Source organism: Cytobacillus sp. Bac17 (assembly GCF_024519925.1).
Lineage (GTDB): Bacteria > Bacillota > Bacilli > Bacillales > Cytobacillaceae > Cytobacillus > Cytobacillus pseudoceanisediminis.
The window spans coordinates 57,298-77,924 of the sequence record NZ_JALJRC010000003.1 but is presented as its reverse complement, the minus strand read 5'-3'; the positions used below and the strand labels follow the sequence as shown (position 1 = coordinate 77,924).

The window sequence follows — 20,627 nt, the reverse complement described above, 5'->3', positions numbered from 1 at the left end:
ATGAGGAGACGATATAAATGAACAAAAAAGCAAAAGCAATAACATCCATACTTCTTGGATTTACATTAGTAGCAACGGGGTGCAGCGCTGGTGCAAATGCCCAGGAAAATCATAGTAAGCAGAAGCAAGAACAAGTGGTTAAAGAGACTAAAAAGGATCATAAATTAACCAAAGGACAGGAAATGGCTAACATTCTCAGCGGCACAAATTGGCAAGGTACAAGAGTGTATGACAAAAATAAGAACGACTTAACAAAAGAGAATGCAAACTTCATAGGTCTTGCGAAATATGATGTGAAATCAGGAAGATATGAATTTTTCGATGCGGAGACAGGCGAAAGCCGTGGCGACAAGGGAACCTTCTTTATTACCAATGATGGGAAGAAAAGAATATTAATTTCAGAATCAATGAATTATCAAGCTGTTGTCGAAATGACAAAACTAAATAAAGATATTTTTACTTATAAAAGAATAGGGAAAGATGCTAAAGGCAACGACGTAGAGGTATTTGTTGAACATATTCCCTATAAAGAAAATGAGCTTTCTTTTACTGATCCCAACAAGCAGCTGGACGCTGTTACGGGGGATATCGTTAAAGATATAGATGGAGATAAAATTTTAGGCAGTACCCTCTGGAACGGAACAAAGGTATTAGATGAAGACGGCAATGATGTAACAAAGTATAATACGATGTTTATAAGTCTGGCAAAGTTTGATGACAAAACGAATCAATACGAATTTTTCAATCTTGAAACAGGGAAAAGCCGCGGTGATTTTGGCTACTTCGATATTGTGAACGAAAATAAAATAAGAGCCCATGTTTCAATTGGGGCTAATAAGTATGGTGCAGCGCTTGAACTTACCGAACTTAATAAGAATAAATTTACTTATAAAAGAACGGGTAAAGACAAAGATGGCAAAGATATAACTGTGTTTGTTGAACATGAACCTTATAAGGGTGATTTTAAACCGAAATTCACTAAATAAAAACATTAAATAAGAGCAGCATCTTTTCATGAAGGAATGGATTTTTTCCGTTCCTTTTTTGTTTTCTTTAACTTAAACTTTTCTTATTGGAAATGAATAGTATGTTTAAGAACAAATAAAAAGCATAACAAGGCAATGAAAGAAGGAAATACTAAAGAAGAAACGAATGAAATTAAAGAAAGAATGGATTTATGGGGGAGTCTATGTCAAAGTATATTAGTATTTTTTTCTTATTTGCAATCGTAAGTGTCTTACTCTTTTTTATGTTTGGATCCGTATTTATGGGTGGAGGCAATCCGGCAGAAGAAGCGGTTTATATATTTGGAACCATAATTGTATTACTGCTATCATTTATAATTTCACAGCTTTACTATTTAATAGATTTGTTTAGGAAGAACCGGTAATTCCCTGCCCTTATGGCGATTCGATGTGTATAGTTACTAACAATAATTGCAGTAAAGTCCGGTTAGACAATTAAGGACTCTTTTTTATTTTCGCTTAGTGGAAGAATAACTATTAGATTGAGGTGTCACTAATGATATTAGTCAGTTCTTGTTTAGCAGGGTTGGAAGTAAGATATAACGGCACTCATTGCTTAAATCAAAAAATCCGTCAAATGCTGGAGCAGAAGAAGGCAATTACTGTTTGTCCTGAGTTGCTTGGAGGTTTTTCAACACCAAGAGAACCTGCTGAGATAATAGACGGTGACGGAGCAGATGTTCTTGATGGCAAAGCTAAAGTAATTGAAAAATCAGGCAGAGATGTTACCGATTTTTACATAGAAGGAGCCTATATCACGTTAAGAAAGGCCCAAGAGCTGCAAGTTACTGCAGTCGTGCTAAAAGAATATAGTCCCTCCTGTGGAAGTTCAATGATTTATAACGGCGAGTTTAAGGGCAACAAAATTCCTGGAGATGGAGTCACGTCGGCCTTGCTTAAAAGGAATGGCATTAATGTAGTATCAGAAGAGGGGCTGGCAGATTTACTTTTGGAAGAAGGATCCAATTATACAGACTAAAAATCAAGAGACTGCGCTTAAGCACCCATTTTTAAAATCGAGAAATAGCAAAGCATACCCAAGAAATCTTAGGTATGCTCGTGTTATTAACTTTGGCTTTGTTGAGCCAATCCTTTATCATGGGTGTTTTTTGGCGATTTTTTAGGCACAAAGAAAACTAAAATCAGTGTTGCAAGGGATAGGACTAACATAAAGACATAGGCAGAACTTGAACCAAAGATCGAAGCTAAGCTCTCCAGTTTGCCTCCTGTCATGTTTTCTTTGGACAACTCCGAAGCATATGAAGTTGCCTGGATCGTATATAAAGTGATGACAACTGCAGTTCCAATCGCACCTGACAATTGGCGAATGGTGTTGTTAACGGCTGAGCCGTGAGATCCCAGCTCTCTTGGCAGAGCATTCAATCCTGCTGTATTTAAAGGCATAGTAATAAAGCTTAATCCTATTCTCAAAATAATGGTGCGGACCATTAAATACATATAAGTAGTCGATTCGTTCAAATCGATTACTCCCCACATGGAAATACTGACAAATACTAATCCTGTAATAAAGAGTGGTTTTGCACCGTATTTATCATACATTTTTCCAGTAACTGGAGATAAGAAAGCGTTGATGATAGCCCCGGGCAATAAAAGCAATCCTGCTTCGAAAGCCGTGAATCCGCGCCCGTCCTGCAGGTAAATGGGCAAAAGGATTAAATCCGCATACATAATCATCGTTATTAGGACATTGATAAGCGATGTGAGAGTGAAGATTTTATACTTAAATACAGATAAATTCAGTAAAGGCTCCTTTGATTTCATCTGCCGCAAGCAGAATAGAGCTGTAAAGAATATTCCTGCAATGATCGTTGTAAGGACTATAGGATTTTGCCATCCTTTGCTTCCCGCGGTACTAAATCCGAATAAAATGCATCCAAAGCCAATCGTGGACAAAATAACACTTGGGAGATCCAATCTCGCTTTTGATGTTTCCGATACATTCATCAAATATTTGAAAGCCAGAACGATGACGATGATTAAAAAGGGAATTAACCCAATAAACAGCCATCTCCATGAAACAAATTCAATAATAAAACCGGATAGGGTAGGAGCAATGGCCGGTGCAAAGATTACTGCAAAGCCAATTTTCCCCATTACACTTCCGCGATGCTCGGCGGGGTATAAATATAAAATGACGGTCATCATCAGGGGCATGATAATTCCGGCGCCGATTGCCTGAATCATTCTCCCTGCCAGCAGCATGCCAAAGTTCAGTGCACAGGCGCTAATGACAGATCCGATGAGTAAAAAGAACATTGAACTAATGAACAGCTGCCTTGTTGTAAACCGCTGCATCAGAAATGCTGTGATGGGGACTAATACCCCATTTACAAGCATAAATCCGGTTGATAACCATTGGACCGTTGCTGCTTTTACGTTGAATTCCTCCATGAAACTGCTCAATGCCACATTTAATAAAGTCTGATTCAAGGTGGATAAGAAACAGCCGGCAATCAGAACGATTAATAATATTTTTTTATTGCTTTCTGTTATTTCATTGCTCATTCATAAACTCCTTCGTTCTGAACTTGTATTCTCAACATGTTGTCGATAAAATTCATAGTAACAAAACCATCTATTCTTGACCATGAACAGTTTTCTTGTGTGTGTTCACTAATCGACAGCATGAATAGGGGCTGTTGAGAAAGTCCATGAAAATCTATAAAGGAGGGTTAGAATGTCTGCGCCGAAAAAGGAAGATCCCCGTACAATCCGTTCAAAGGAAATGTTCAAAACAGCAGCTTTTTCCCTGCTATCAGAGGAATCCGATATTTCAAAACTGACCGTTCAGAAAGTTGCGGCCGAAGCAGGATTAAACCGGACAACATTTTACTTGCACTATCAGGATATTCAAGATTTTCTAACGCAAATTACCGGAGAAATTTTAAGCGGGCTATCTGATAAAATTGCAGCATTGATACAATCGGAAGATCTATCAGAAAAGCAGCAGCTGACCCAATTGCTTGATTATTTATATATCCACAGAAAGTATTTGCTGATCTTATTCAAGATGAATCAATTCGAGGAAAAACTATTCGTATTATTAAAACAGTTAGTAGAAATAAGAAGAAAGAATACACAGAAGGAATTGCCCGGCGAATATGTTTCTATAGATATTAAAACAGCCTCATTGGTAGGCATCATCATGTGGTGGCTAAAGAAGGGACTTCATTTTAGTTCCGATTATATGGCTAATGAAATTCATTTAATGTATAAGGTGAGGCCGCAGTAAAGTGCTGATAGGAAAAACGCTGTGCAGGAGAATTAACCCCAGCTATTTAAGCAGGATCGGTTTCCCAAATTGATCAAATGCATGTCTAAAGTCAAATGCAAAAGAATCAGGTCCATGCTGGATATAAAAATCATATCTATTAAAAGCTTCCTTCCAGGATACATCCGATAACATATCCGTCCACCACACCACATAATTTGGCTGTCTCTCTGGAAGAGGCCCAAACCACTTATTCCTGTCCTGCAATGCCTGCCTATGCAGGCCAGAATAGGTAAACTGATATAAAGATTGAAGGTTTGTCCATACTGTTAAGGTGAGAATGGGGGTACCCTCTCCTTTAATCGTTTCTTCAGGGAACTTAGCTCTAGTTGGTGAGAATTCTTTTATGAGGTGCCCTGTTTTAGCAGCCTCTCGCATGACTTCAATTCCCGCTTCAAAAAACTCCCGGGAGGCAGGATGTTCTTCTGAGTGCTTCAGCCGTCCAACCGTCAAAATAGCCACAAATGCCATGTTAATCCCTCCATTACCTTTTTTTTACATATATTCTGAAAGGACTCGACTAATTCCTGTATAAACAGGATAATAATTTAATGGTTGTTGCAGATCTAAAACAGTTCTCAAGCAAGTTTAAGAATGGGTATTTAACAAGGGAGGGTCACTTTACTTCCCTTAAGCCCTTCCCTTCAAGAATATCTTGAATACCTTCTTCACAAACGCCGTATGAACGCCAGGAACACGTTTCGCAAACAGTTTGAATATCTGAGGGAAGGGCATATTTTTGAATGTTCGACTCAATGTCCTTCCAATACAGGATTTGCCCGATCTTAAGTCCAAGTTTTTCTAAAATAACGGCATCTCTTTCATAAATATCGTTGTGTTCACAGTGGTATTCACCTGAGTTGGGATACTTTTCACACAGTTGATCTGGCCCTTTTACAAGCTGTATCCATGTCCTGGGGTTGTCTCTCAAGGCTTGGTGCAAACGTGTCATATTTTCCACGTATTCCTGAGAGTAGCCCATTCCCCGATATCCCAGAAGGCAAAAAAGATGATGGCCTCGCAGCTTATACATAAAATCCCCCCAATTGAAATGGTTCGTTTACGTTTAAATGTTAACTAAAAAAATGTATAGTTAACATACTTGTTTATCATAACATTTAAAATTGATCAGCTGAGGGTCTTTTTTAAAGTCTTTTGGGGCAGGCTGTTTAAAATGGAAAATAAACTCCTGTAAATATTGAATTGCCTGTGACAAGTTGATATATTAACTTATATATATGGAATCAATGATGTGATCAAGTAAATAAGGATTGTGAAACAGAAAATATAGCCTGGGCTGAAAGCTATATCACCCCTCCTTATTGAACCCTGCCACGGAGATTGTTAGTAAAGCTAACCGGGTCGTTTCGTTACAAACGTTTAGAGGACTTTAGATTTTAAATTAAAGTCGAACTAAGGTGGTACCACGTCTATTAGCGTAAAGACGTCCTTTTGAAGGACTCTTTATGCTTTTTTATTTTTTAAACAAATTTCATTTTCCAAGGAGGAAAAAAGAAGATGTCTCAACAAAAGCCAAACAACTTTTCAAAATGGTATCTTGATACGATTCAAAAAGCCGATTTATTTGATTACACCCCAGTTCGCGGCTGTATTGCCTTTAAGCCGGATGGCTATGAAATATGGGAACATATTCAGGAAGAGATGGATAGGCGTTTTAAAGAAACCGGTCATCGCAATGCATATTTCCCCATGTTAATTCCAGAATCCTTCTTTCAGAAGGAAAAGGATCATATTGAAGGATTCTCGCCAGAGCTTCCATGGATAACAGAAGCGGCAGGTGAGAAACTGGAGGAACGTCTGGCACTGCGCCCAACTTCTGAAACAATGATTGGACATTTGTATTCAGATTGGATTAAGAGTTATCGGGATCTGCCTGTATTAATAAATCAATGGGCAAATGTATTCCGGTGGGAGAAGAAGACTCTTCCATTTATCCGCACTTCTGAATTTTTATGGCAGGAAGGCCATACGGCTCATGTGGATGAAGAAGATGCGCGTAAGGAAACAATGCAAATGCTTTCCATTTATAAAGAGGTTGTAGAAGGATTACTTGCGATTCCGGTTTATGATGGCCAAAAAACACCATCAGAACGCTTTGCCGGTGCGGTTGATACTTTTTCCATTGAAGCGATGATGAAAGATGGAAAAGCTGTGCAGGCAGGTACCTCCCATTACTTAGGTACAAAATTTGCCGAAGCTTTCGATATCAAATATTTGAATAAAGAAAATAAACACACCTTTGTCCATACAACATCCTGGGGTACGTCTACACGGTTAATTGGCTCCGTTATCATGGTTCATGGAGATGAGCAAGGCCTTGTGCTGCCTCCAAAAATAGCACCGACTCAAGTTGTGCTGATTCCAGTCGGGCCATGGAAAAAGAACCCGGCCATTATGGAGAAGTTAGATGAAATCTTTGCAGCATTAAAGGCAGAAGGAATCCGCGTCCGCCTAGATGATTCTGATCAATCACCAGGATATAAATTTAATGAGTGGGAACTGAAAGGTGTACCTGTCCGCATAGAACTCGGTCCACGTGATTTAGACCAAAATCAATGCTTAATGAAGGCCCGTGATCTTGGAGACAAAGTTGCGGTACCGCTTGAAGCCATTATTGACAGCATTAAAAAAGAGCTTGAAACCATGCAGAATCGTCTATTCGAAAATGCAAAAGCGTTCCGCTCGGAGAATTCACACACACATATTGATACAATGGACCAGTTAGAACAGCACATAGCAGAATCCGAATTAAATGAAACCATTCCTGGCTGGATATTGGCTGGCTGGTGCGGTGAAGACGCCTGTGAAGAAAGTGTCAAAGAAAAAACAAAATTCACAACAAGGAACATTCCGTTCAATCCGCCGGCAACTAAGGACACATGCATCCATTGTGGTAAAGAAGCGAAGCATACGGTTTGGTTTGCGCGAGCTTATTAAGCTGTGAGTGTGAAATATTACGTGATCTTTCAGGGTCAATTATTTAGGTCCGCCTCACTCAGGCGGACTTTTTTCTTAAAGATGATTGAATGAACGTCCAGGTTTCACAGTAAAGCATTCGAATAAGGAACTTAAACATATTTTATTGAACTGATTAATATGTTAAAATCAAAAATGTCTAAAAATTTAGATAAAATTTTCGGACAATGTTATTATGACAATCAATATATTGGCATGAAAATACTATGGGGAACAGATCTCAAATAACTTTATAGGTATTGAAAGGGGAAAATCATTTGAATCAAACATTATTAATTATTGATGCCCAACAGGAGTTAATTGATGGGAATATAAAAGAAAGTAAAGTTTTTAATAAAGAGCGGCTTATTGGGAATATCAATTTAGTGATCGAAAAGGCAAAGCAATCCAGTATTCCAGTTGTCTTTGTTAGGGATTTAGATGTTGCTGAAGGGAAAGGCAAAGGATTTCAGGTTCACGAAGAAATTAATGTGCCTGCGGAAACGAAGTTCTTTGATAAAGCTGCGACGAATTCCTTCCATGGAACAGGACTGCTGGATCACCTTAAATCTCAAAAGGTCAAGCATGTTGTTATAATGGGGTGTAAAACCCAGCACTGTATAGACAGTGCAGTTAGAACCGCAACTATTAGTGGATTGGATGTCACATTAGTAGGTGATGGACATTCAACAACGGACAGCGATGCTTTAAGTGCAGAACAAATTATCAAGCATCATAATGATACTCTTCACGGCCATTACAATGTGGAACATTTTTCAGTTGTCAGAAATGCAGCGGAAGACTTGTTTCATCCGATACATGATTCATATAGGTGAATTGAAATTATAGTATAGAGATATTCCTTATTAACAATAGATTCCCAATTTCTTACTGTGAAATTGGGATATTTAATTTGTGAAAGATAGGCATTCATGAAAGTAGAGGTATACAGGAATTTCCTGAACATCAAGAATGCTGCCCCCGTATTTTTTCCCCTTTTTTCGCTTTTAGAATCCATTTTATAAACTGTTGCCTGTCATATAAACGCATATTGTTTGCTTCGGCAAATTCAATTGCTTGACGGGTGAAACGCTCATTTGTGATGACCCAGCATTCAGCAGCATCAAAAATATCCATTTGCCTTAAAGTTTTTTGGACTAGGCGTATTCCGACTTCTCTTTTATGGCTTTTGACTTTAACAATCACTTGATACCCCGATGGAGAGGCGAGTAAAAAACTTATATCCGGATTCTCATCAATCGGTTTTGTAACTATATAACCAAGTTTGGATAATAGAGAGATGGAGAAATCCTCTAATTGCTCATCTGAAAGTTTGCTGATCAGCCAGATTTCGGAATCCGCCTGACTTTTCTGATCACGGCGAAACCAAAACAATCCGTAAACGAGATAGAAAATCACCTCTCCCAAAAAAGTCAGAAATGCATTTTCCCAATTGTTCGTATTCATAAAGACAATAATCGGCACCAGGATGATCATAAACCAAAGTATTAGATGATGACGTTCATTCAACCTGTAACACATCCTTCATTCTAAAAGTCTTCTAATCTTGTTATATCACAAATCATTTGGGCGGCAAGAATAGGAATATCTAAAAAGATTGGAATCGCCAAAATATATTGGTAAAATTTACATTTACGAACATGTGTTTTATAATATTATTATCTTAAAATGGAGGTAGAATACTTGAGGCCGGAACTAAGAAAGGATTTGGAAGTAAAAGATTTCCTCAGCTATTATTGGTTAAAAGAAGAACTGCAAGTTTTTTGCAGAGAGAATGGAATGAGTGCTGCTGGCTCTAAAATGGAGATTACGGATAGAATAGCAGCATTTCTTCAGACAGGAGAAATAAACAAGCCAGCAAAGAAAAAAAAGTCCCCTTCTAAAGATGTTTTGTCAGAATTAAATTTAGATACTGTCATCACAGAAAATCACCGCTGCAGCCAGACCGTAAGAGCCTTCTTCAAATCAATTATCCCTAAATTTCATTTTTCGACTTATATTCAAAATTATTTTAAAGAAAATGCAGGCAAAACATATCGTGATGTGGTTCATGCTTGGTATGAAGAGGAAGAAAGAAAAAAGAATCCGTCTTATAAAAAACAAATAGGGTCTCAATTCGAATATAATCAGTTCACCAGAGATTATTTTGCAGACCCAAAAAACAAAGGCAGTAATCGAGAAGAGGCCATTAAAGCCTGGAATGTATTAAAAAAACTGCCAGGAAGCAACAAATACAGAGGCTGATTTACATATGAAAGCAGGTTTGAAGTTAATCAATTAATTAGAGTAGATGCAGAATGGAATTTAATGGGCAGGAATGGGTGTGGTTGAAAGGGTTTGGAGCAACAACTAATTGTGGATGAATTACCCAATGTAAGTTTTATAATGGAGGTCTCCAAATGAAGATTCGGCTTACGGAATTTAGCGATAATTGGGCTTTAATGTATGAAGTAGAGGCACAGTTTCTCAAAACCATCTTTAAAGATGACATCATAAAATGTGAACATTTTGGCAGTACTGCGGTCCAGGGGATGAAGGCAAAGCCTGTAATCGATATGATATTTATTGTGAAGGACATCGAAAAGATAGACAGTTTTAATGAAGAAATGAAAAACCTAGGATATGAGGCTGCTGGTGAATGGGGAATTACAGGAAGACGATTATTTCGAAAAGGCGGGGAAAACCGATCTCATCATTTGCATTTCTATCAATTTGATAACCCCCAAATAGAACGGCACCTAATATTTAGAGATTATCTGCGGTCCCATCCTGCTGAAGCAGCAAGGTACACTAAATTCAAGGAAGAATTAGCAAAAAGGTTTGATGACACAAGTGAGTATAGCCAAGCAAAAAAGGCATTTGTGAAGGAAATGGAGAAAAAAGCACTTGTTTGGTCTGGGGAAGCAAGGAAATTAAATGCAGAGGAATAGCAATATGCTCTCATTCCTTCACAATTATGGCATTAGGTTAAAAGGATTTTAATTACAGCCAATGTGCTTAACAAACTTTTGGTATGCTTTTGCAGTAATCATTGAAATTAAATAAATGCTTATGAATGAAGCAACAGATACGAAGAGTAAATAAATTACTGTATAAGGTTTAGGAATATCCACATTGAAAAAGGCAAATATAGTTATTAACAATGAAATTCCTATTGCTTTTGTGGTGTGTTTATTTTGAGTGTTCATAAAATCCTCCTTTCGATTAATCTTAATAACTGTCTGTTAGTTAAATAACATATATCTACATATTAACATAAAATCCCATTAATATCTTTCAAAAGGATTTATCTTCCAAATATCGAATTATATAGGGAAATCTTATATTTAGGAGATTACTATGGGGTATGTAATGGAGTTAAGAAAAATAGTTGGAAGCCGTCCTCTTGTTATTACTGGAGCGAGTGTAATCGTTTTAGATAAGAATAATAGGCTGTTATTACAATTAAGGAAGGATAATAACTGCTGGGGATTGGCGGGAGGTTCTCTGGAGCCCGGAGAGACATTGGAAGAGGTGGCTAAGAGAGAGCTGCTTGAAGAAACTGGGTTAACAGCAAATGATCTGCGGTTGTTTAATATCTATTCAGGAGATGAATTTTACTATAAATATCCTCACGGTGATGAAGTATATAATGTCATTGCCTCCTATATCTGCACCGACTATGATGGAGAACTTACAATCGATAACGAAGAGGTTAATGATTTACGCTTTTATCATGTTCATGATATTCCCTCAAATATAAGCCCTCCAGATCGTAAAGTGATTGAGGATTATATTAATTCTATTTAAAAAGGAGTTCCCAACCGGAGCTCTTTTTTCTTCGCTGAAAAACAGAAAATAATGGAATTGGGATAATTTTCTATGAAGAAAATGATAAGATTAATTTAGAAGGAGGGAGGGCAGAAATAATCATTTTCGAAGACATAGATCATCTAATTATGCTCGATACTGAAGGATTTGTTCAAAAATTTAATAGTATAAATTTCGTTACTAAATATAAAAAGGAAGTTGGAATATGGAAAAAAACAAGAAGTTTTTGACGGTACTGATAACAGTAGCATTATCAGGTGTACTGGCTGCTTGTGGAGACTCATCTGAAGAATCGAGCAGCCAGCCAGCTAATAACAGCTCGGCTCAAAATGAAGATGGCGGCTCAACTGATAGGGATTCTGCAGATTCAGAGGAAAATGAGGAAGAAAACTCTTCTGGCAGCAGTGACAACACACAGCTCAATGAACAAGAAAATACAGACAATTCATCTGCAGCCTCAAATGATGGAGAGTCAGTGGAGTCCAGTAATCAAAATGAAAATCATGAAAGTAATAAGGATGAATATCTCAAGAAACTAAACAAAATGGAAGAAGCGGACAGATACGCAGAAGCCAAAACAACCACGGCAGAATTGGTGGAGCAAGAGGCGGAAAGATATAGAAATTGGGATGAGGAATTAAACAAAATTTATGGTCTGCTAGAAGATCAGCTTGATAAAGGGCAGATGGACCAGTTAAGAGAAGAACAGCGGATCTGGATCCAACAAAGAGATGAAGCTGCGAAAAAGTCTTCTCTGAAATACAAAGGCGGTTCGATGGAGCCATTGGAATATGTGGCTACACAAGCAAGTCTTACAAGAGAAAGGTGTTATTTGTTGGTTGCAAAGTATATGAAGTAATTTTTGGCACTAACGAGCAGGTTGCCTCCATCTCCTTTGTACTTATTTTAAACGAGTGAAAGAGTTGCAGATCCAGTAGGGATAGCAGCTCCTTTTTCTTCTTCGGCCAGACGGGGCAGATTTGTATTTGGTCATTAAATAATAAATATGTTTAATAGATAATTACACAAGCAAAGATAATAAATTTGAATAAAGATATAGTAATCTATCAAGAAAGGAGTGGATTATGTTGAGTTCATCTTGGCATTCTGAAGGAAGAACAATTTATCATAGTGGTTATAGCTATAATCAGAATGACTACTATCATCATGATGGATATATGCAGGACCAGTATGATCATCATGGTTACTATTATGATCGATGTAGACAGGATAAGTGCAAACCCCATGATTGCCATTATGATTGCAGAAATAAACAGAACAGATGCAATCATCATGCTTGCCATCATGATTGTGGATGCAGATATGACAAGTGTAAACATCATACTTGCCATCATGATTGCTGCTGCAAAAAGAAAGAATGTTTCGAGAAGCACTGCAAAACCATTTGCCAGCATAAGCATAATGAAAAATGCAAAAATGGCTACCGAATAGTTTGGCGTAAAGAAGAAAAATGCTGTAACGATGGACGCAAAATTGTTTGGCATAAGGAGAAAATACCATGCAAAGATGACTGTCGCGTAGTATGCTGGAATAAGCCAATAAAATGTTGAACAAACATCGTCTAGGTGTGTGTTGACATAAACTTGATCAAATGTGGTCAAGTTTTTTTTCAGAGGGAGCCGAAGCGGGCATGTTACATATGTTTTATCATTTCGCAACTGTCTATATTGTCCTTGGCAAAAAAAAGACTGAATAAAATTAAAATTGAAACAATTAAAGACTTCAACCGTATATAGTTAGGAAAAAGGAGGTTTGGTTTGAAGTATCTAATTATCGGAATGGTTTTGTCAATAACTGGTGTTTTACTATCATTTGGTTTTGGGGAATTAAGTAAGGCTTACTTAGTGACAGGAGCAATTGGCTTATTTTTTATGGCCATGTCTGTTCTTATGTCAGGTTCAATACCTGGCCCCCACCGAATAAGGGCAGGCCTAGAAGCACCTGATTCTCCAGACGAAAGACAGAAACGAAAAAGAACAAGCATCGGCTCCGTTTTAATTGGTCTGCCAAATATTATGACTGCGCTGCTTCTTTATCTTTTCTTAGCTAAATAAGTGTATATCAATAAAGGCGGCCTTTCTAAAAGGGGGATTGATTCCATGTGGTGGTTAGTGATTTTTATTGTTGGAATTATACTATTTGCTTTATTTATTGATTGGAAACGCAAGAAAAACAATAATAATCCTCATATCCCAATCAATCCTAATGCAAAACCAGGAGAGAGCTCAAATTATTTGATGGGAGAAAATAAAGACTCAGGAGGATTTCAATAATTTTATGAACTCGTGATTCCTTGCTTCCAGGTAACTGTAATTGAAAAAGTAAGTCATGGAAAATTAGGAGGGATTTTATGGAGAAAATAATAGTGAAAACAGGGATATATTCATTTATTGTCTCCTTTTTCTTATTAGTGGCCTTTATGAAGCGGATAGAAAGCACAACTGATGTTGATGGTATGACTTCAAGTGTTATAACACCTTTTCCTGAGTTCTTTTTTACTATTTTCCGATATTCTGTAATCACTTCAATCATTGCAGTTCTCATTGCAATTGCTTATTTGGCTTCAATGAAGAAAAATGAGTAGCAAACGAAAGCTGCCAATCCAGGTGGCTTTTTCTTTTTGAATAAACAGGGCAGTGAGCTAAAGAAGGAATTGAAAATAATATGACGAACCTTTCTTATATTTATGAACTTGTCTTAAAGGAGGCAAATATGGAGTGGGTTGAAATAAAAGGAAATGATGATATCAAAGGACTTCTAGAGTTATTTGGTTATTTCCACGATAGCTGTTTGAAAGAGCTGATGATGTGGACTGACAGTTATGTAGATCATAACCGGTCAATGAGTGTTGGACTAGGGCTTGATACCAAAATGCAAATGCTTTTTCATAGACAATTTAATAATCCGTCGGCAATAGAAATATTGTTTGAACAAGTAACACATTTTCAACTTAAACCAAGTCCGGAAAATTATGATTCAATCATCTATGATGCCACCCTAATACTGAAAGACGGTACCTTATATTGGGCAGACACTTCTGATTGGACACCTAATGACTATAATGGAGAAGTTACTTGGATTTCAGCTAAAAAGGTTAAATGGCGGGATGCAAGTGATTGGATGGGTAAGGTGAGAAGATACAAATCAGTCATTAAAGAATAGTCCTCCATGTTATTCGGCCTTGTTAATCAAAAAGGTTTTATCATATGGAAATTTGGAGGAAGAATGAAAGGAAGTTATTAGATGAGGACGGGAAAAATACGGGCAATTGTTATTATAGACAGGAACGAAACCGGCACTTATCCGCAAAAGGGTAAGGGCCCTTTTTCTAAAAGATATGGAAAAAATGAAACCTATATCTAACTCATTCGTCTTAGCATTAAAGTGAAAATGGGGTGGGAAGTGTGTGAGAAAGGTCAGGGATGAAGGCCCATTAGAAAATCGTGATGCTTGGCTGGAGTTTATTATGGATGAGTATGGTGAACGGCTCACAAAGCTGGCTTATAACTATGTGAAGGACTGGAAGCTGGCGGAAGATATTGTTCAGGATGTATTCATCGCGTGCTACAGAAATTATGACAAAATCGATGAAGTGATCTCCTTTAAATCATGGATTTATCGATTGGCTATTAATAAATCAAAGGATGTCTTGAAGAGTTATGCGTTTCGAAAAGTGTTGATGAATTCAAGCATGTTTGCTCTTTTTTCATCTAAGGAAATGTCGCCGGAAAAAGATCTGCTGAAGCGCAGCGAGGAAGAATTTCTTTCCTTGTGTGTATTGTCTTTGCCTGTGAAGTACCGGGAAGTCGTTACGCTTTATTACTATGAAGAATGCTCAATTGAAGAGATCCAAGGAATATTAGGCGTGAACCACAATACGATCAAAACGAGATTGAGCAGAGGCAGGATGAAGCTGAAAAAAATGATGGAGAGGTGGGGATATAATGGAGAGCAAGCTTAAGCAGCTGCGGAGGGCGATGGACTCGACGACTCACAAAGGTGGCCACTTTACGGAATTTCAAAAAATGAATATTAGAAAAGCAGTCCATACAGATAGAATAGTGAAGCCAGCCAAACCCAATAAATTCGTTATATTCACTATTTCCACTTTTGCCATCTGTCTCTTGGCCTTCTTCGTTTCAACCGAGTTTTTTGTCAGGAACGATCCCGAAAAGATAAATGGAGGCATGAATAATGAATGGGAAATACGGCATGAATATAAGGTGAATCAAAATATAAAATTTAGCATATTACCCGATCCTAATCTGAAAGCAGGAACGCCTTATGGCTATATTTTTAGTTTCGCAGAGCCTTTTGATACTTATAAAGGAAAAGAACTTTCCATTTCTGCCCTTCATAAAGAAACTGGTGAAAGAATACAAGTTTTGCCTCATCAAGAAATAACAGAACCATCATCCGGCTACCCAAGTTTGCAGCGTTTTACAACCACATTTACAGTTCCTTACGAAGGCTTGTGGAAGTATGAAGTGTACCTGGATGGCAAAGCCTATGGGGATGTAGTTGTCAGTGTGGCTGAAAAAGCAAAAGACGCCCCTATTACTTTCCCAGAGGACATACCAGATTTTGTTCAAGAGAGCGATTTTGACACTATTGATTGGGAGAGAAAAGCTGTGGAGTTCGGTGACAGGGGCATTATCGGAAATGAAAACAAGTCCGGTGTGATAGGCGCTGGCATGCCAAGTCTAAACGGCCAAAAGTGGATGTGGCATCTTTGGGGAGTTGAAGATGCAGATCTGACGATTGTTGGATTTCATAAAGAATCGCAAACTGTCCATCAAATTTTAACGAATGGAATGGGATGGACCATCCATGCTTACGGTCCAAACAACGGGGCAGATGCGCATACACCATCATCTGTTAAAATTCCTAAAAAGGGAGAATGGGCCATTTTGCTTTATGTGGATGGGGAGTTATTCGATCAATTGATTTACGATATAAAGGAATGATTATGCTTTATGATCTTTTCTTTGCAAAGATTTGAAAGTTTTATTTTATACGAGTTTATTGGAGGTCTTATATGAAACCGCGGATTTCAGTTATTACATTAGGTGTAGATGATCTAGAAAGGTCCTTACATTTCTATGAAAAGGGTCTTGGACTTCCAACACAGGGGATAGTAGGGAGAGAATTCGAGCATGGTGCTGTGGCGTTTTTTGATTTGCAATCAGGGTTAAAACTGGCACTTTGGAAACGTAAAGATATTGCTCATGATACAAGCATGAACCAGACAGCGATTAGCCCAACTGAATTTACGATTGGGCATAATGTTGGGAGTAAAGAAGAGGTAGATACGGTAATGAAACAGGCTGAGAGTGCAGGGGCTGTTATTGCGGTTCAAGCTCACGACACCTTTTGGGGTGGATATTCTGGATACTTCCAAGACCCAGATGGACATTTGTGGGAAGTAGTTTGGAATCCTGCTTGGGAACTTACAGAATAAGTCCATTGCAATGTCTTTATCAACAAATAGGTACAAGAGCTGAAGATCCAGTATGTGGATCGGCTGCTCTTTTTTTCATCCAGGCCTCTTATTCTGAAAAAGCTTTTGAATAATGGACAACACCGGCAGCTTTTTCAAGAGCATTCTCCGTCAATTCCAGAGCCATGAACACTTCGTCAGGAACTTCAAACGGGGCCTGGATATTCCAAAGGCTGGCTGGCTTAAAGCCGAACTTTGGATAGTAATCTTTATGACCTAGAACGATTACGGATTGAAATCCGCCCTCTTTTGCCTTGTTAAGTGCAGAACGAATCAATTGACTGCCGATGCCTTTTCCTTGATAACCGGGAGCAACAGAAACGGGGGCAAGTGCCAGAGAATCTGCAGCCTTCTCGCCATCAGCTATGGTGATTTTTGATAAAAGTATGTGACCCACAACCTCCTTAGCCTGAGTTAAAGCTACTAAAGAAAGCTCCGGAATAAAAGCATCTGAATTTCTAATCCTTTTAACAAGGAAATGTTCTGTCTTGTCGCTGTATTCTTCATTTAAAAAAGCTTCTCTGATCATTTCTTCCGTCGAATGATAGTCTGCAGGGAATTCCTGCCGAATTAAAATATCCATTTATAATCTCCCGTTCTTATTTATATAGTTCGATATAAATGGCACTTTCTCATGCATGCAGCCATGAAGAACGTGTTACTCCTCCAGCTCTAAACATAAGTTCAACAAACAAAAAACCTCCAATTTGGGATGATTTCATTTTATAAAGTTATGCTGCAGTGGTCAACTTCCTTTCGAATGCGCCTATCTGCCGTATAATCTCCACCTGAGACCGAAAAGATAAGAACAACCAACCAACCAACGGGAGGAGTAAAATATGGGAGAATTTTTTTATCATTGTCTTCTTATTTTAGGAAGAATTATTACCATTCTGCCTCTATTTCTTTTTATTACTCTTTATATGGGGAGACGTTCGATTGGGGAGCTTCCAATCTTCGACTACCTGGTGATTCTTACACTGGGTGCAGTGGCTGGGGCGGATATAGCAGATCCGTCTATCAGGCATCTGGAAACAGGCTTTGCCATTATTGCCATAGGCGTCTTTCAGCGAATCATTGGGAAAGTAAAAATATCGAACAGAAAAATTGGAAAAATGATTACTTTCGAACCGGTGATTGTAATTAATAAGGGTAAATTGCTTCGTGCCAATTTAAAGCGGACTAATTATTCAATCGACAACATTCTTCAAATGCTGAGGGAGAAAAATATTTTCGATGTCCAAAATGTAGAATTGGGAGTACTGGAAGGGAGCGGTATGCTAAGTGTTCAATTGAAACCTTCAATGATGCCTGTTACCCTGGGAGATTTAAAAATTACTGAACACTCCGATCAAATTGCCTTTCCAGTAGTCGTTGAAGGAGAAGTTTACACCACGGTCCTTAATCAGTTGGGCTTGGATAGAGCCTGGCTTGAACGGGAATTGGCCAGAATGGGCGTCTCTATGTTCGGGGATATATTTTTTGCCTCCATCAACTCTAAGAAAGAGCTTCATATTTCCATGAAAAATGAACAAGCAGAATCCATACCACCTTTGAATCATTAACTATCCATCTTGGAAAACCTGTTTCAGCACACCGTGAAAAGTCAGGGAACCTCCTATAAAGGAAATATTTTCTTTTGTATTGAATATGTAAGGGAGTGAGCTTAATAAAGAGGTGACTTCGGTGCTTTTTCATTATCATTTTTGGACTCCGCATGTAGAAGAGACAGAGAGGTTTTACACAAATAATGGATTTCGGATATATCAGCGTATCGGAAAATACCAGGGGGATTTCCAGAACTTTGATCCTCCATTGGTATGGGATGACTTTCGGGAAAAAGATATCCTTTTTCGGATAATTGAAGCAAGAAAAGGGTGCATAAATGTCACTTTTGGATATGGAAAGAAGAGTATATTTGACCATATAGGCTTTTGGGTAAATGAAAAAGAACAAGAGTTTATATGTCAAAATGCAGTTAATTTGAATTGGAATGTTGATAGGGGGGAACGAAGAACGTTTATTACAACCCCTTATTCTTTTAGGATCGAACTTCAGACAAACAAAGATTTAGTAGATTCGGTGACTGATAACATAAAAATAGGGGAATTAAGATTAGAAATAATGAAAAAAGGGTTAGAAGGTGACCTTTCCATTTTGTTTGGGAAGCCTGTCAATTCTATTAAGTCAATAATTGGTGAGACAGTTACAATCAGGGAAGCTGTTATAAAGGATTTCTCATCAAACCCATTAGTGGATCCTAATGGTGTAAGGATTTTGAATTAGTTTTTGGATTAACTGTGTAAGAGGGAGAATTTATGAGATTCCATTGGTTTCTAGTGTTATTTTGCACCTGGGTTATAGTATCTTTTCTATTTCCCGAACCAAGCTGGTGGTCTATCTTCTCATCGGATCGTTCAACGCACGCCCTTTTAATAGAGCAATTTTCTATAGTTAAAGTATTTTTCATTATTACTTTCTTAGGATTAGCTTACCTATTGCATTTTATATTTCAAAAACGCAGGTAAAAGCTTTTCATGCGAGTAAGTGCTGATAAAAAGAATACTTGATGATTTAATATAGGGGGAAACACGATGGGCAGAACAGTTACTTTCTCATTTAGCAGTGCCCGGTATGAGGGGGCTAAGGCGACAGAGACATTCACTTTTGAGAAATTAGGCCTTGAAGCGAGTCTGGATGATATGGCCTTGGAAAAAGAATTAGACGAAATCTTTCATGCTTGGGTTTGGGATAAACTCAATATTTCTTATAGTATAGTAACTGCAAAAGAAAAAGATAGGTTGTGATGATTTCTGGTATATCAGTTATACGATAAAAAGAATTAAGCCCCCATCTTTGTTCTTTCTTGAACTTTGTGTGACGATCGCTAAATTACCACCTGATTTTAGTATCAGGTATTATATTTATCACTATTCAATTAACCCCATTCACACAATAATGGAGAAGAAATAATTCGACGATGAAATGGGGTATTCTTTTGAGATTTCCGCAATTAAGAATTGGTCATATGAAGCCTGAATTTCCAATCATGCAAGGTGGTATGGGCGTAGGTATTTCTTTAAGTGGTCTGTCGTCAGCTGTTGCGAATGCCGGGGGGATTGGAACTATTTCTGGAACAGGAATTAGCATCGAAGATTTAAGATTGCATATAAGAAAGGCTAAGGCATCTATCAAGGGTGAGGGCTATATTGGGGTGAATGTTCTTTTTGCCATGAATGATTTTGCTGAAAAAATGAAAACAGCTATTGAGGAAAAGGTTGATTTCATTATTTCAGGTGCTGGAATATCAAGAGATATGTACAGCTGGGGCAGAGAATCTGGTATACCGGTCATCTCGATTGTGTCATCTGCAAGGCTCGCCAAAATGTCAGAACGGCTTGGTGCTTCTGCCGTTGTTGTAGAGGGCAATGAAGCGGGAGGACATTTAGGGACCAAAAGACCACTATTCAATATTTTACAGGAAGTCGTGGAAGCAGTTAAGATTCCTGTCATTGCTGCTGGAGGAATCATGACAGGAAGAGATATCGCTCATGCCATTCGTATCGGTGCCTCGGGTGTTCAGATGGGAACAAGATTTGTTGCAAGCCGCGAATGTGATGCACCATTATCTTTTAAAGAAAAGTACGTCCGGGCCAAACAGGAAGATATCGTCATGGTGAAAACCACCGTAGGGCTGGAAGGCCGTGCCATTAAGAACCACTTTACAGAGCAGATAGCTGACAATAAAAAGGTGAAAATAAAGAACTGTATCGATTGCCTGAAAAACTGCTCTTATCGCTTTTGTACAATGGATTCCTTGATAACTTCCATGGATGGGGACTGCGAGAATGGCCTTGTATTTGCGGGGGCAAGAGTCCATGAAATTAAAGAAATACTGCCTGTTCAGACGATCATCAATAACCTTAAAGCTGAATATGAAGCTTTTGTTTAATTTCATAATGGTGCATTTTTAAAGTCTAGC

General features: G+C 38.1%; 28 protein-coding genes and 1 other annotated feature. Of the genes, 22 read left to right on the top strand and 6 right to left on the bottom strand.

What is annotated here, in order from left to right; genetic code table 11:
- Positions 1-17: 17 nt before the first annotated feature.
- The 3 genes from NR125_RS07020 (at position 18) to NR125_RS07010 (ending at position 2,004) form a co-directional block, all read left to right on the top strand.
- Entirely contained in the window at positions 18-986 is a 969-nt protein-coding gene (locus NR125_RS07020; protein ID WP_009335366.1) for a DUF4822 domain-containing protein, read from the top strand.
- Positions 987-1,189: 203 nt separating this feature from the next.
- Complete coding sequence (locus NR125_RS07015) at positions 1,190-1,390, top strand: hypothetical protein (RefSeq protein ID WP_009335365.1); 201 nt, start codon at positions 1,190-1,192, stop codon at positions 1,388-1,390.
- A gap of 131 nt (positions 1,391-1,521) precedes the next feature.
- Positions 1,522-2,004, top strand: coding sequence for a 2-thiouracil desulfurase family protein (locus NR125_RS07010; protein ID WP_009335364.1), 483 nt, complete (start codon positions 1,522-1,524; stop codon positions 2,002-2,004).
- Between the two features lie 86 nt (positions 2,005-2,090).
- Here NR125_RS07010 and NR125_RS07005 read toward each other — a convergent pair whose 3' ends face one another.
- Positions 2,091-3,551, bottom strand: a complete 1,461-nt coding sequence (locus NR125_RS07005; protein ID WP_009335363.1) for a DHA2 family efflux MFS transporter permease subunit — start codon at positions 3,549-3,551, stop codon at positions 2,091-2,093.
- Positions 3,552-3,723: 172 nt separating this feature from the next.
- Between NR125_RS07005 and NR125_RS07000 the strand changes: the two genes are divergently transcribed.
- Positions 3,724-4,278 carry a TetR/AcrR family transcriptional regulator gene (locus NR125_RS07000; RefSeq protein ID WP_009335362.1) on the top strand — a complete coding sequence of 185 codons (555 nt, stop codon included), beginning with the start codon at positions 3,724-3,726 and terminating at the stop codon, positions 4,276-4,278.
- A 42-nt stretch (positions 4,279-4,320) separates the two neighbouring features.
- Here the strand turns inward: NR125_RS07000 and NR125_RS06995 are convergent, their stop codons facing one another.
- Together NR125_RS06995 and NR125_RS06990 are read right to left on the bottom strand one after the other, a co-directional pair.
- The gene (locus NR125_RS06995; RefSeq protein WP_009335361.1) at positions 4,321-4,788 is read right to left on the bottom strand and encodes a DUF3291 domain-containing protein; all 468 of its coding nucleotides are present in this window, start codon (positions 4,786-4,788) and stop codon (positions 4,321-4,323) included.
- A gap of 145 nt (positions 4,789-4,933) precedes the next feature.
- A complete protein-coding gene (locus NR125_RS06990) occupies positions 4,934-5,350 on the bottom strand; it encodes a DUF1284 domain-containing protein (protein WP_009335360.1) in 417 nt (138 codons plus the stop codon).
- 205 nt (positions 5,351-5,555) lie between these two features.
- Positions 5,556-5,772 (top strand) — a binding site (T-box leader).
- Positions 5,773-5,835: 63 nt separating this feature from the next.
- Here NR125_RS06990 and proS point away from each other — a divergent pair.
- Positions 5,836-7,275 (top strand): proline--tRNA ligase, encoded by a 1,440-nt coding sequence (proS, locus tag NR125_RS06985; protein ID WP_009335359.1) that lies wholly within the window; start codon positions 5,836-5,838, stop codon positions 7,273-7,275.
- 296 nt (positions 7,276-7,571) lie between these two features.
- Positions 7,572-8,129, top strand: coding sequence for a cysteine hydrolase family protein (locus NR125_RS06980; protein WP_009335358.1), 558 nt, complete (start codon positions 7,572-7,574; stop codon positions 8,127-8,129).
- 130 nt (positions 8,130-8,259) lie between these two features.
- Here NR125_RS06980 and NR125_RS06975 read toward each other — a convergent pair whose 3' ends face one another.
- A complete protein-coding gene (locus NR125_RS06975; protein WP_019379573.1) occupies positions 8,260-8,823 on the bottom strand; it encodes a restriction endonuclease in 564 nt (187 codons plus the stop codon).
- Between the two features lie 174 nt (positions 8,824-8,997).
- Between NR125_RS06975 and NR125_RS06970 the strand changes: the two genes are divergently transcribed.
- A complete protein-coding gene (locus NR125_RS06970; RefSeq protein ID WP_071157401.1) occupies positions 8,998-9,558 on the top strand; it encodes a DUF6434 domain-containing protein in 561 nt (186 codons plus the stop codon).
- 155 nt (positions 9,559-9,713) lie between these two features.
- Positions 9,714-10,244 (top strand): GrpB family protein, encoded by a 531-nt coding sequence (locus NR125_RS06965; RefSeq protein ID WP_009335355.1) that lies wholly within the window; start codon positions 9,714-9,716, stop codon positions 10,242-10,244.
- A gap of 48 nt (positions 10,245-10,292) precedes the next feature.
- Here NR125_RS06965 and NR125_RS06960 read toward each other — a convergent pair whose 3' ends face one another.
- Positions 10,293-10,502, bottom strand: a complete 210-nt coding sequence (locus tag NR125_RS06960) for a hypothetical protein (protein ID WP_019379571.1) — start codon at positions 10,500-10,502, stop codon at positions 10,293-10,295.
- Positions 10,503-10,653: 151 nt separating this feature from the next.
- Here NR125_RS06960 and NR125_RS06955 point away from each other — a divergent pair, with 151 nt between their 5' ends.
- From NR125_RS06955 to NR125_RS06910, 10 genes are all read left to right on the top strand, one after another.
- Positions 10,654-11,103: an NUDIX hydrolase gene (locus tag NR125_RS06955; RefSeq protein WP_009335354.1), complete on the top strand. Its 450-nt coding sequence runs from the start codon at positions 10,654-10,656 to the stop codon at positions 11,101-11,103.
- Between the two features lie 226 nt (positions 11,104-11,329).
- A complete protein-coding gene (locus NR125_RS06950; protein ID WP_019379570.1) occupies positions 11,330-11,983 on the top strand; it encodes a lysozyme inhibitor LprI family protein in 654 nt (217 codons plus the stop codon).
- Between the two features lie 293 nt (positions 11,984-12,276).
- Positions 12,277-12,576 (top strand): hypothetical protein, encoded by a 300-nt coding sequence (locus NR125_RS06945; RefSeq protein WP_236887970.1) that lies wholly within the window; start codon positions 12,277-12,279, stop codon positions 12,574-12,576.
- 326 nt (positions 12,577-12,902) lie between these two features.
- Positions 12,903-13,199 (top strand): DUF5316 family protein, encoded by a 297-nt coding sequence (locus NR125_RS06940; protein WP_009335351.1) that lies wholly within the window; start codon positions 12,903-12,905, stop codon positions 13,197-13,199.
- Between the two features lie 45 nt (positions 13,200-13,244).
- A complete protein-coding gene (locus NR125_RS06935; protein ID WP_009335350.1) occupies positions 13,245-13,418 on the top strand; it encodes a hypothetical protein in 174 nt (57 codons plus the stop codon).
- Positions 13,419-13,495: 77 nt separating this feature from the next.
- On the top strand, positions 13,496-13,729 hold the full coding sequence (locus NR125_RS06930) for a hypothetical protein (RefSeq protein ID WP_009335349.1): 234 nt from the start codon (positions 13,496-13,498) through the stop codon (positions 13,727-13,729).
- Positions 13,730-13,857: 128 nt separating this feature from the next.
- Entirely contained in the window at positions 13,858-14,307 is a 450-nt protein-coding gene (locus NR125_RS06925) for a hypothetical protein (RefSeq protein WP_071157405.1), read from the top strand.
- 244 nt (positions 14,308-14,551) lie between these two features.
- Positions 14,552-15,106: a sigma-70 family RNA polymerase sigma factor gene (locus NR125_RS06920; RefSeq protein WP_009335347.1), complete on the top strand. Its 555-nt coding sequence runs from the start codon at positions 14,552-14,554 to the stop codon at positions 15,104-15,106.
- Positions 15,090-16,112, top strand: coding sequence for a hypothetical protein (locus tag NR125_RS06915; RefSeq protein WP_009335346.1), 1,023 nt, complete (start codon positions 15,090-15,092; stop codon positions 16,110-16,112). The genes NR125_RS06920 and NR125_RS06915 overlap by 17 nt, the downstream gene beginning before the upstream one ends.
- A gap of 71 nt (positions 16,113-16,183) precedes the next feature.
- Positions 16,184-16,606, top strand: coding sequence for a VOC family protein (locus NR125_RS06910; protein WP_009335345.1), 423 nt, complete (start codon positions 16,184-16,186; stop codon positions 16,604-16,606).
- Positions 16,607-16,694: 88 nt separating this feature from the next.
- Here NR125_RS06910 and NR125_RS06905 read toward each other — a convergent pair whose 3' ends face one another.
- Positions 16,695-17,228 (bottom strand): GNAT family N-acetyltransferase, encoded by a 534-nt coding sequence (locus NR125_RS06905; protein WP_009335344.1) that lies wholly within the window; start codon positions 17,226-17,228, stop codon positions 16,695-16,697.
- Positions 17,229-17,484: 256 nt separating this feature from the next.
- Here NR125_RS06905 and NR125_RS06900 point away from each other — a divergent pair, with 256 nt between their 5' ends.
- The 4 genes from NR125_RS06900 to NR125_RS06885 all read left to right on the top strand — a co-directional run bounded on the left by NR125_RS06900 (position 17,485) and on the right by NR125_RS06885 (position 20,597).
- On the top strand, positions 17,485-18,210 hold the full coding sequence (locus NR125_RS06900; RefSeq protein WP_009335343.1) for a DUF421 domain-containing protein: 726 nt from the start codon (positions 17,485-17,487) through the stop codon (positions 18,208-18,210).
- A 121-nt stretch (positions 18,211-18,331) separates the two neighbouring features.
- Positions 18,332-18,931 (top strand): hypothetical protein, encoded by a 600-nt coding sequence (locus NR125_RS06895; protein WP_019379566.1) that lies wholly within the window; start codon positions 18,332-18,334, stop codon positions 18,929-18,931.
- 308 nt (positions 18,932-19,239) lie between these two features.
- On the top strand, positions 19,240-19,452 hold the full coding sequence (locus NR125_RS06890) for a hypothetical protein (protein ID WP_019379565.1): 213 nt from the start codon (positions 19,240-19,242) through the stop codon (positions 19,450-19,452).
- A 173-nt stretch (positions 19,453-19,625) separates the two neighbouring features.
- Positions 19,626-20,597, top strand: a complete 972-nt coding sequence (locus NR125_RS06885; protein WP_026041542.1) for an NAD(P)H-dependent flavin oxidoreductase — start codon at positions 19,626-19,628, stop codon at positions 20,595-20,597.
- The last annotated feature ends 30 nt before the right edge of the window (positions 20,598-20,627 follow it).

Coding starts and splice junctions, on each gene's coding strand:
- NR125_RS07020 (WP_009335366.1), top strand. CDS start 18: ATGAACAAAAAAGCAAAAGCAATAACATCCATACTTCTTGGATTTACA.
- NR125_RS07015 (WP_009335365.1), top strand. CDS start 1,190: ATGTCAAAGTATATTAGTATTTTTTTCTTATTTGCAATCGTAAGTGTC.
- NR125_RS07010 (WP_009335364.1), top strand. CDS start 1,522: ATGATATTAGTCAGTTCTTGTTTAGCAGGGTTGGAAGTAAGATATAAC.
- NR125_RS07005 (WP_009335363.1), bottom strand. CDS start 3,551: ATGAGCAATGAAATAACAGAAAGCAATAAAAAAATATTATTAATCGTT.
- NR125_RS07000 (WP_009335362.1), top strand. CDS start 3,724: ATGTCTGCGCCGAAAAAGGAAGATCCCCGTACAATCCGTTCAAAGGAA.
- NR125_RS06995 (WP_009335361.1), bottom strand. CDS start 4,788: ATGGCATTTGTGGCTATTTTGACGGTTGGACGGCTGAAGCACTCAGAA.
- NR125_RS06990 (WP_009335360.1), bottom strand. CDS start 5,350: ATGTATAAGCTGCGAGGCCATCATCTTTTTTGCCTTCTGGGATATCGG.
- proS (WP_009335359.1), top strand. CDS start 5,836: ATGTCTCAACAAAAGCCAAACAACTTTTCAAAATGGTATCTTGATACG.
- NR125_RS06965 (WP_009335355.1), top strand. CDS start 9,714: ATGAAGATTCGGCTTACGGAATTTAGCGATAATTGGGCTTTAATGTAT.
- NR125_RS06960 (WP_019379571.1), bottom strand. CDS start 10,502: ATGAACACTCAAAATAAACACACCACAAAAGCAATAGGAATTTCATTG.
- NR125_RS06955 (WP_009335354.1), top strand. CDS start 10,654: ATGGGGTATGTAATGGAGTTAAGAAAAATAGTTGGAAGCCGTCCTCTT.
- NR125_RS06950 (WP_019379570.1), top strand. CDS start 11,330: ATGGAAAAAAACAAGAAGTTTTTGACGGTACTGATAACAGTAGCATTA.
- NR125_RS06945 (WP_236887970.1), top strand. CDS start 12,277: ATGACTACTATCATCATGATGGATATATGCAGGACCAGTATGATCATC.
- NR125_RS06935 (WP_009335350.1), top strand. CDS start 13,245: ATGTGGTGGTTAGTGATTTTTATTGTTGGAATTATACTATTTGCTTTA.
- NR125_RS06930 (WP_009335349.1), top strand. CDS start 13,496: ATGGAGAAAATAATAGTGAAAACAGGGATATATTCATTTATTGTCTCC.
- NR125_RS06925 (WP_071157405.1), top strand. CDS start 13,858: ATGGAGTGGGTTGAAATAAAAGGAAATGATGATATCAAAGGACTTCTA.
- NR125_RS06915 (WP_009335346.1), top strand. CDS start 15,090: ATGGAGAGCAAGCTTAAGCAGCTGCGGAGGGCGATGGACTCGACGACT.
- NR125_RS06910 (WP_009335345.1), top strand. CDS start 16,184: ATGAAACCGCGGATTTCAGTTATTACATTAGGTGTAGATGATCTAGAA.
- NR125_RS06905 (WP_009335344.1), bottom strand. CDS start 17,228: ATGGATATTTTAATTCGGCAGGAATTCCCTGCAGACTATCATTCGACG.
- NR125_RS06900 (WP_009335343.1), top strand. CDS start 17,485: ATGGGAGAATTTTTTTATCATTGTCTTCTTATTTTAGGAAGAATTATT.
- NR125_RS06890 (WP_019379565.1), top strand. CDS start 19,240: ATGGGCAGAACAGTTACTTTCTCATTTAGCAGTGCCCGGTATGAGGGG.
- NR125_RS06885 (WP_026041542.1), top strand. CDS start 19,626: ATGAAATGGGGTATTCTTTTGAGATTTCCGCAATTAAGAATTGGTCAT.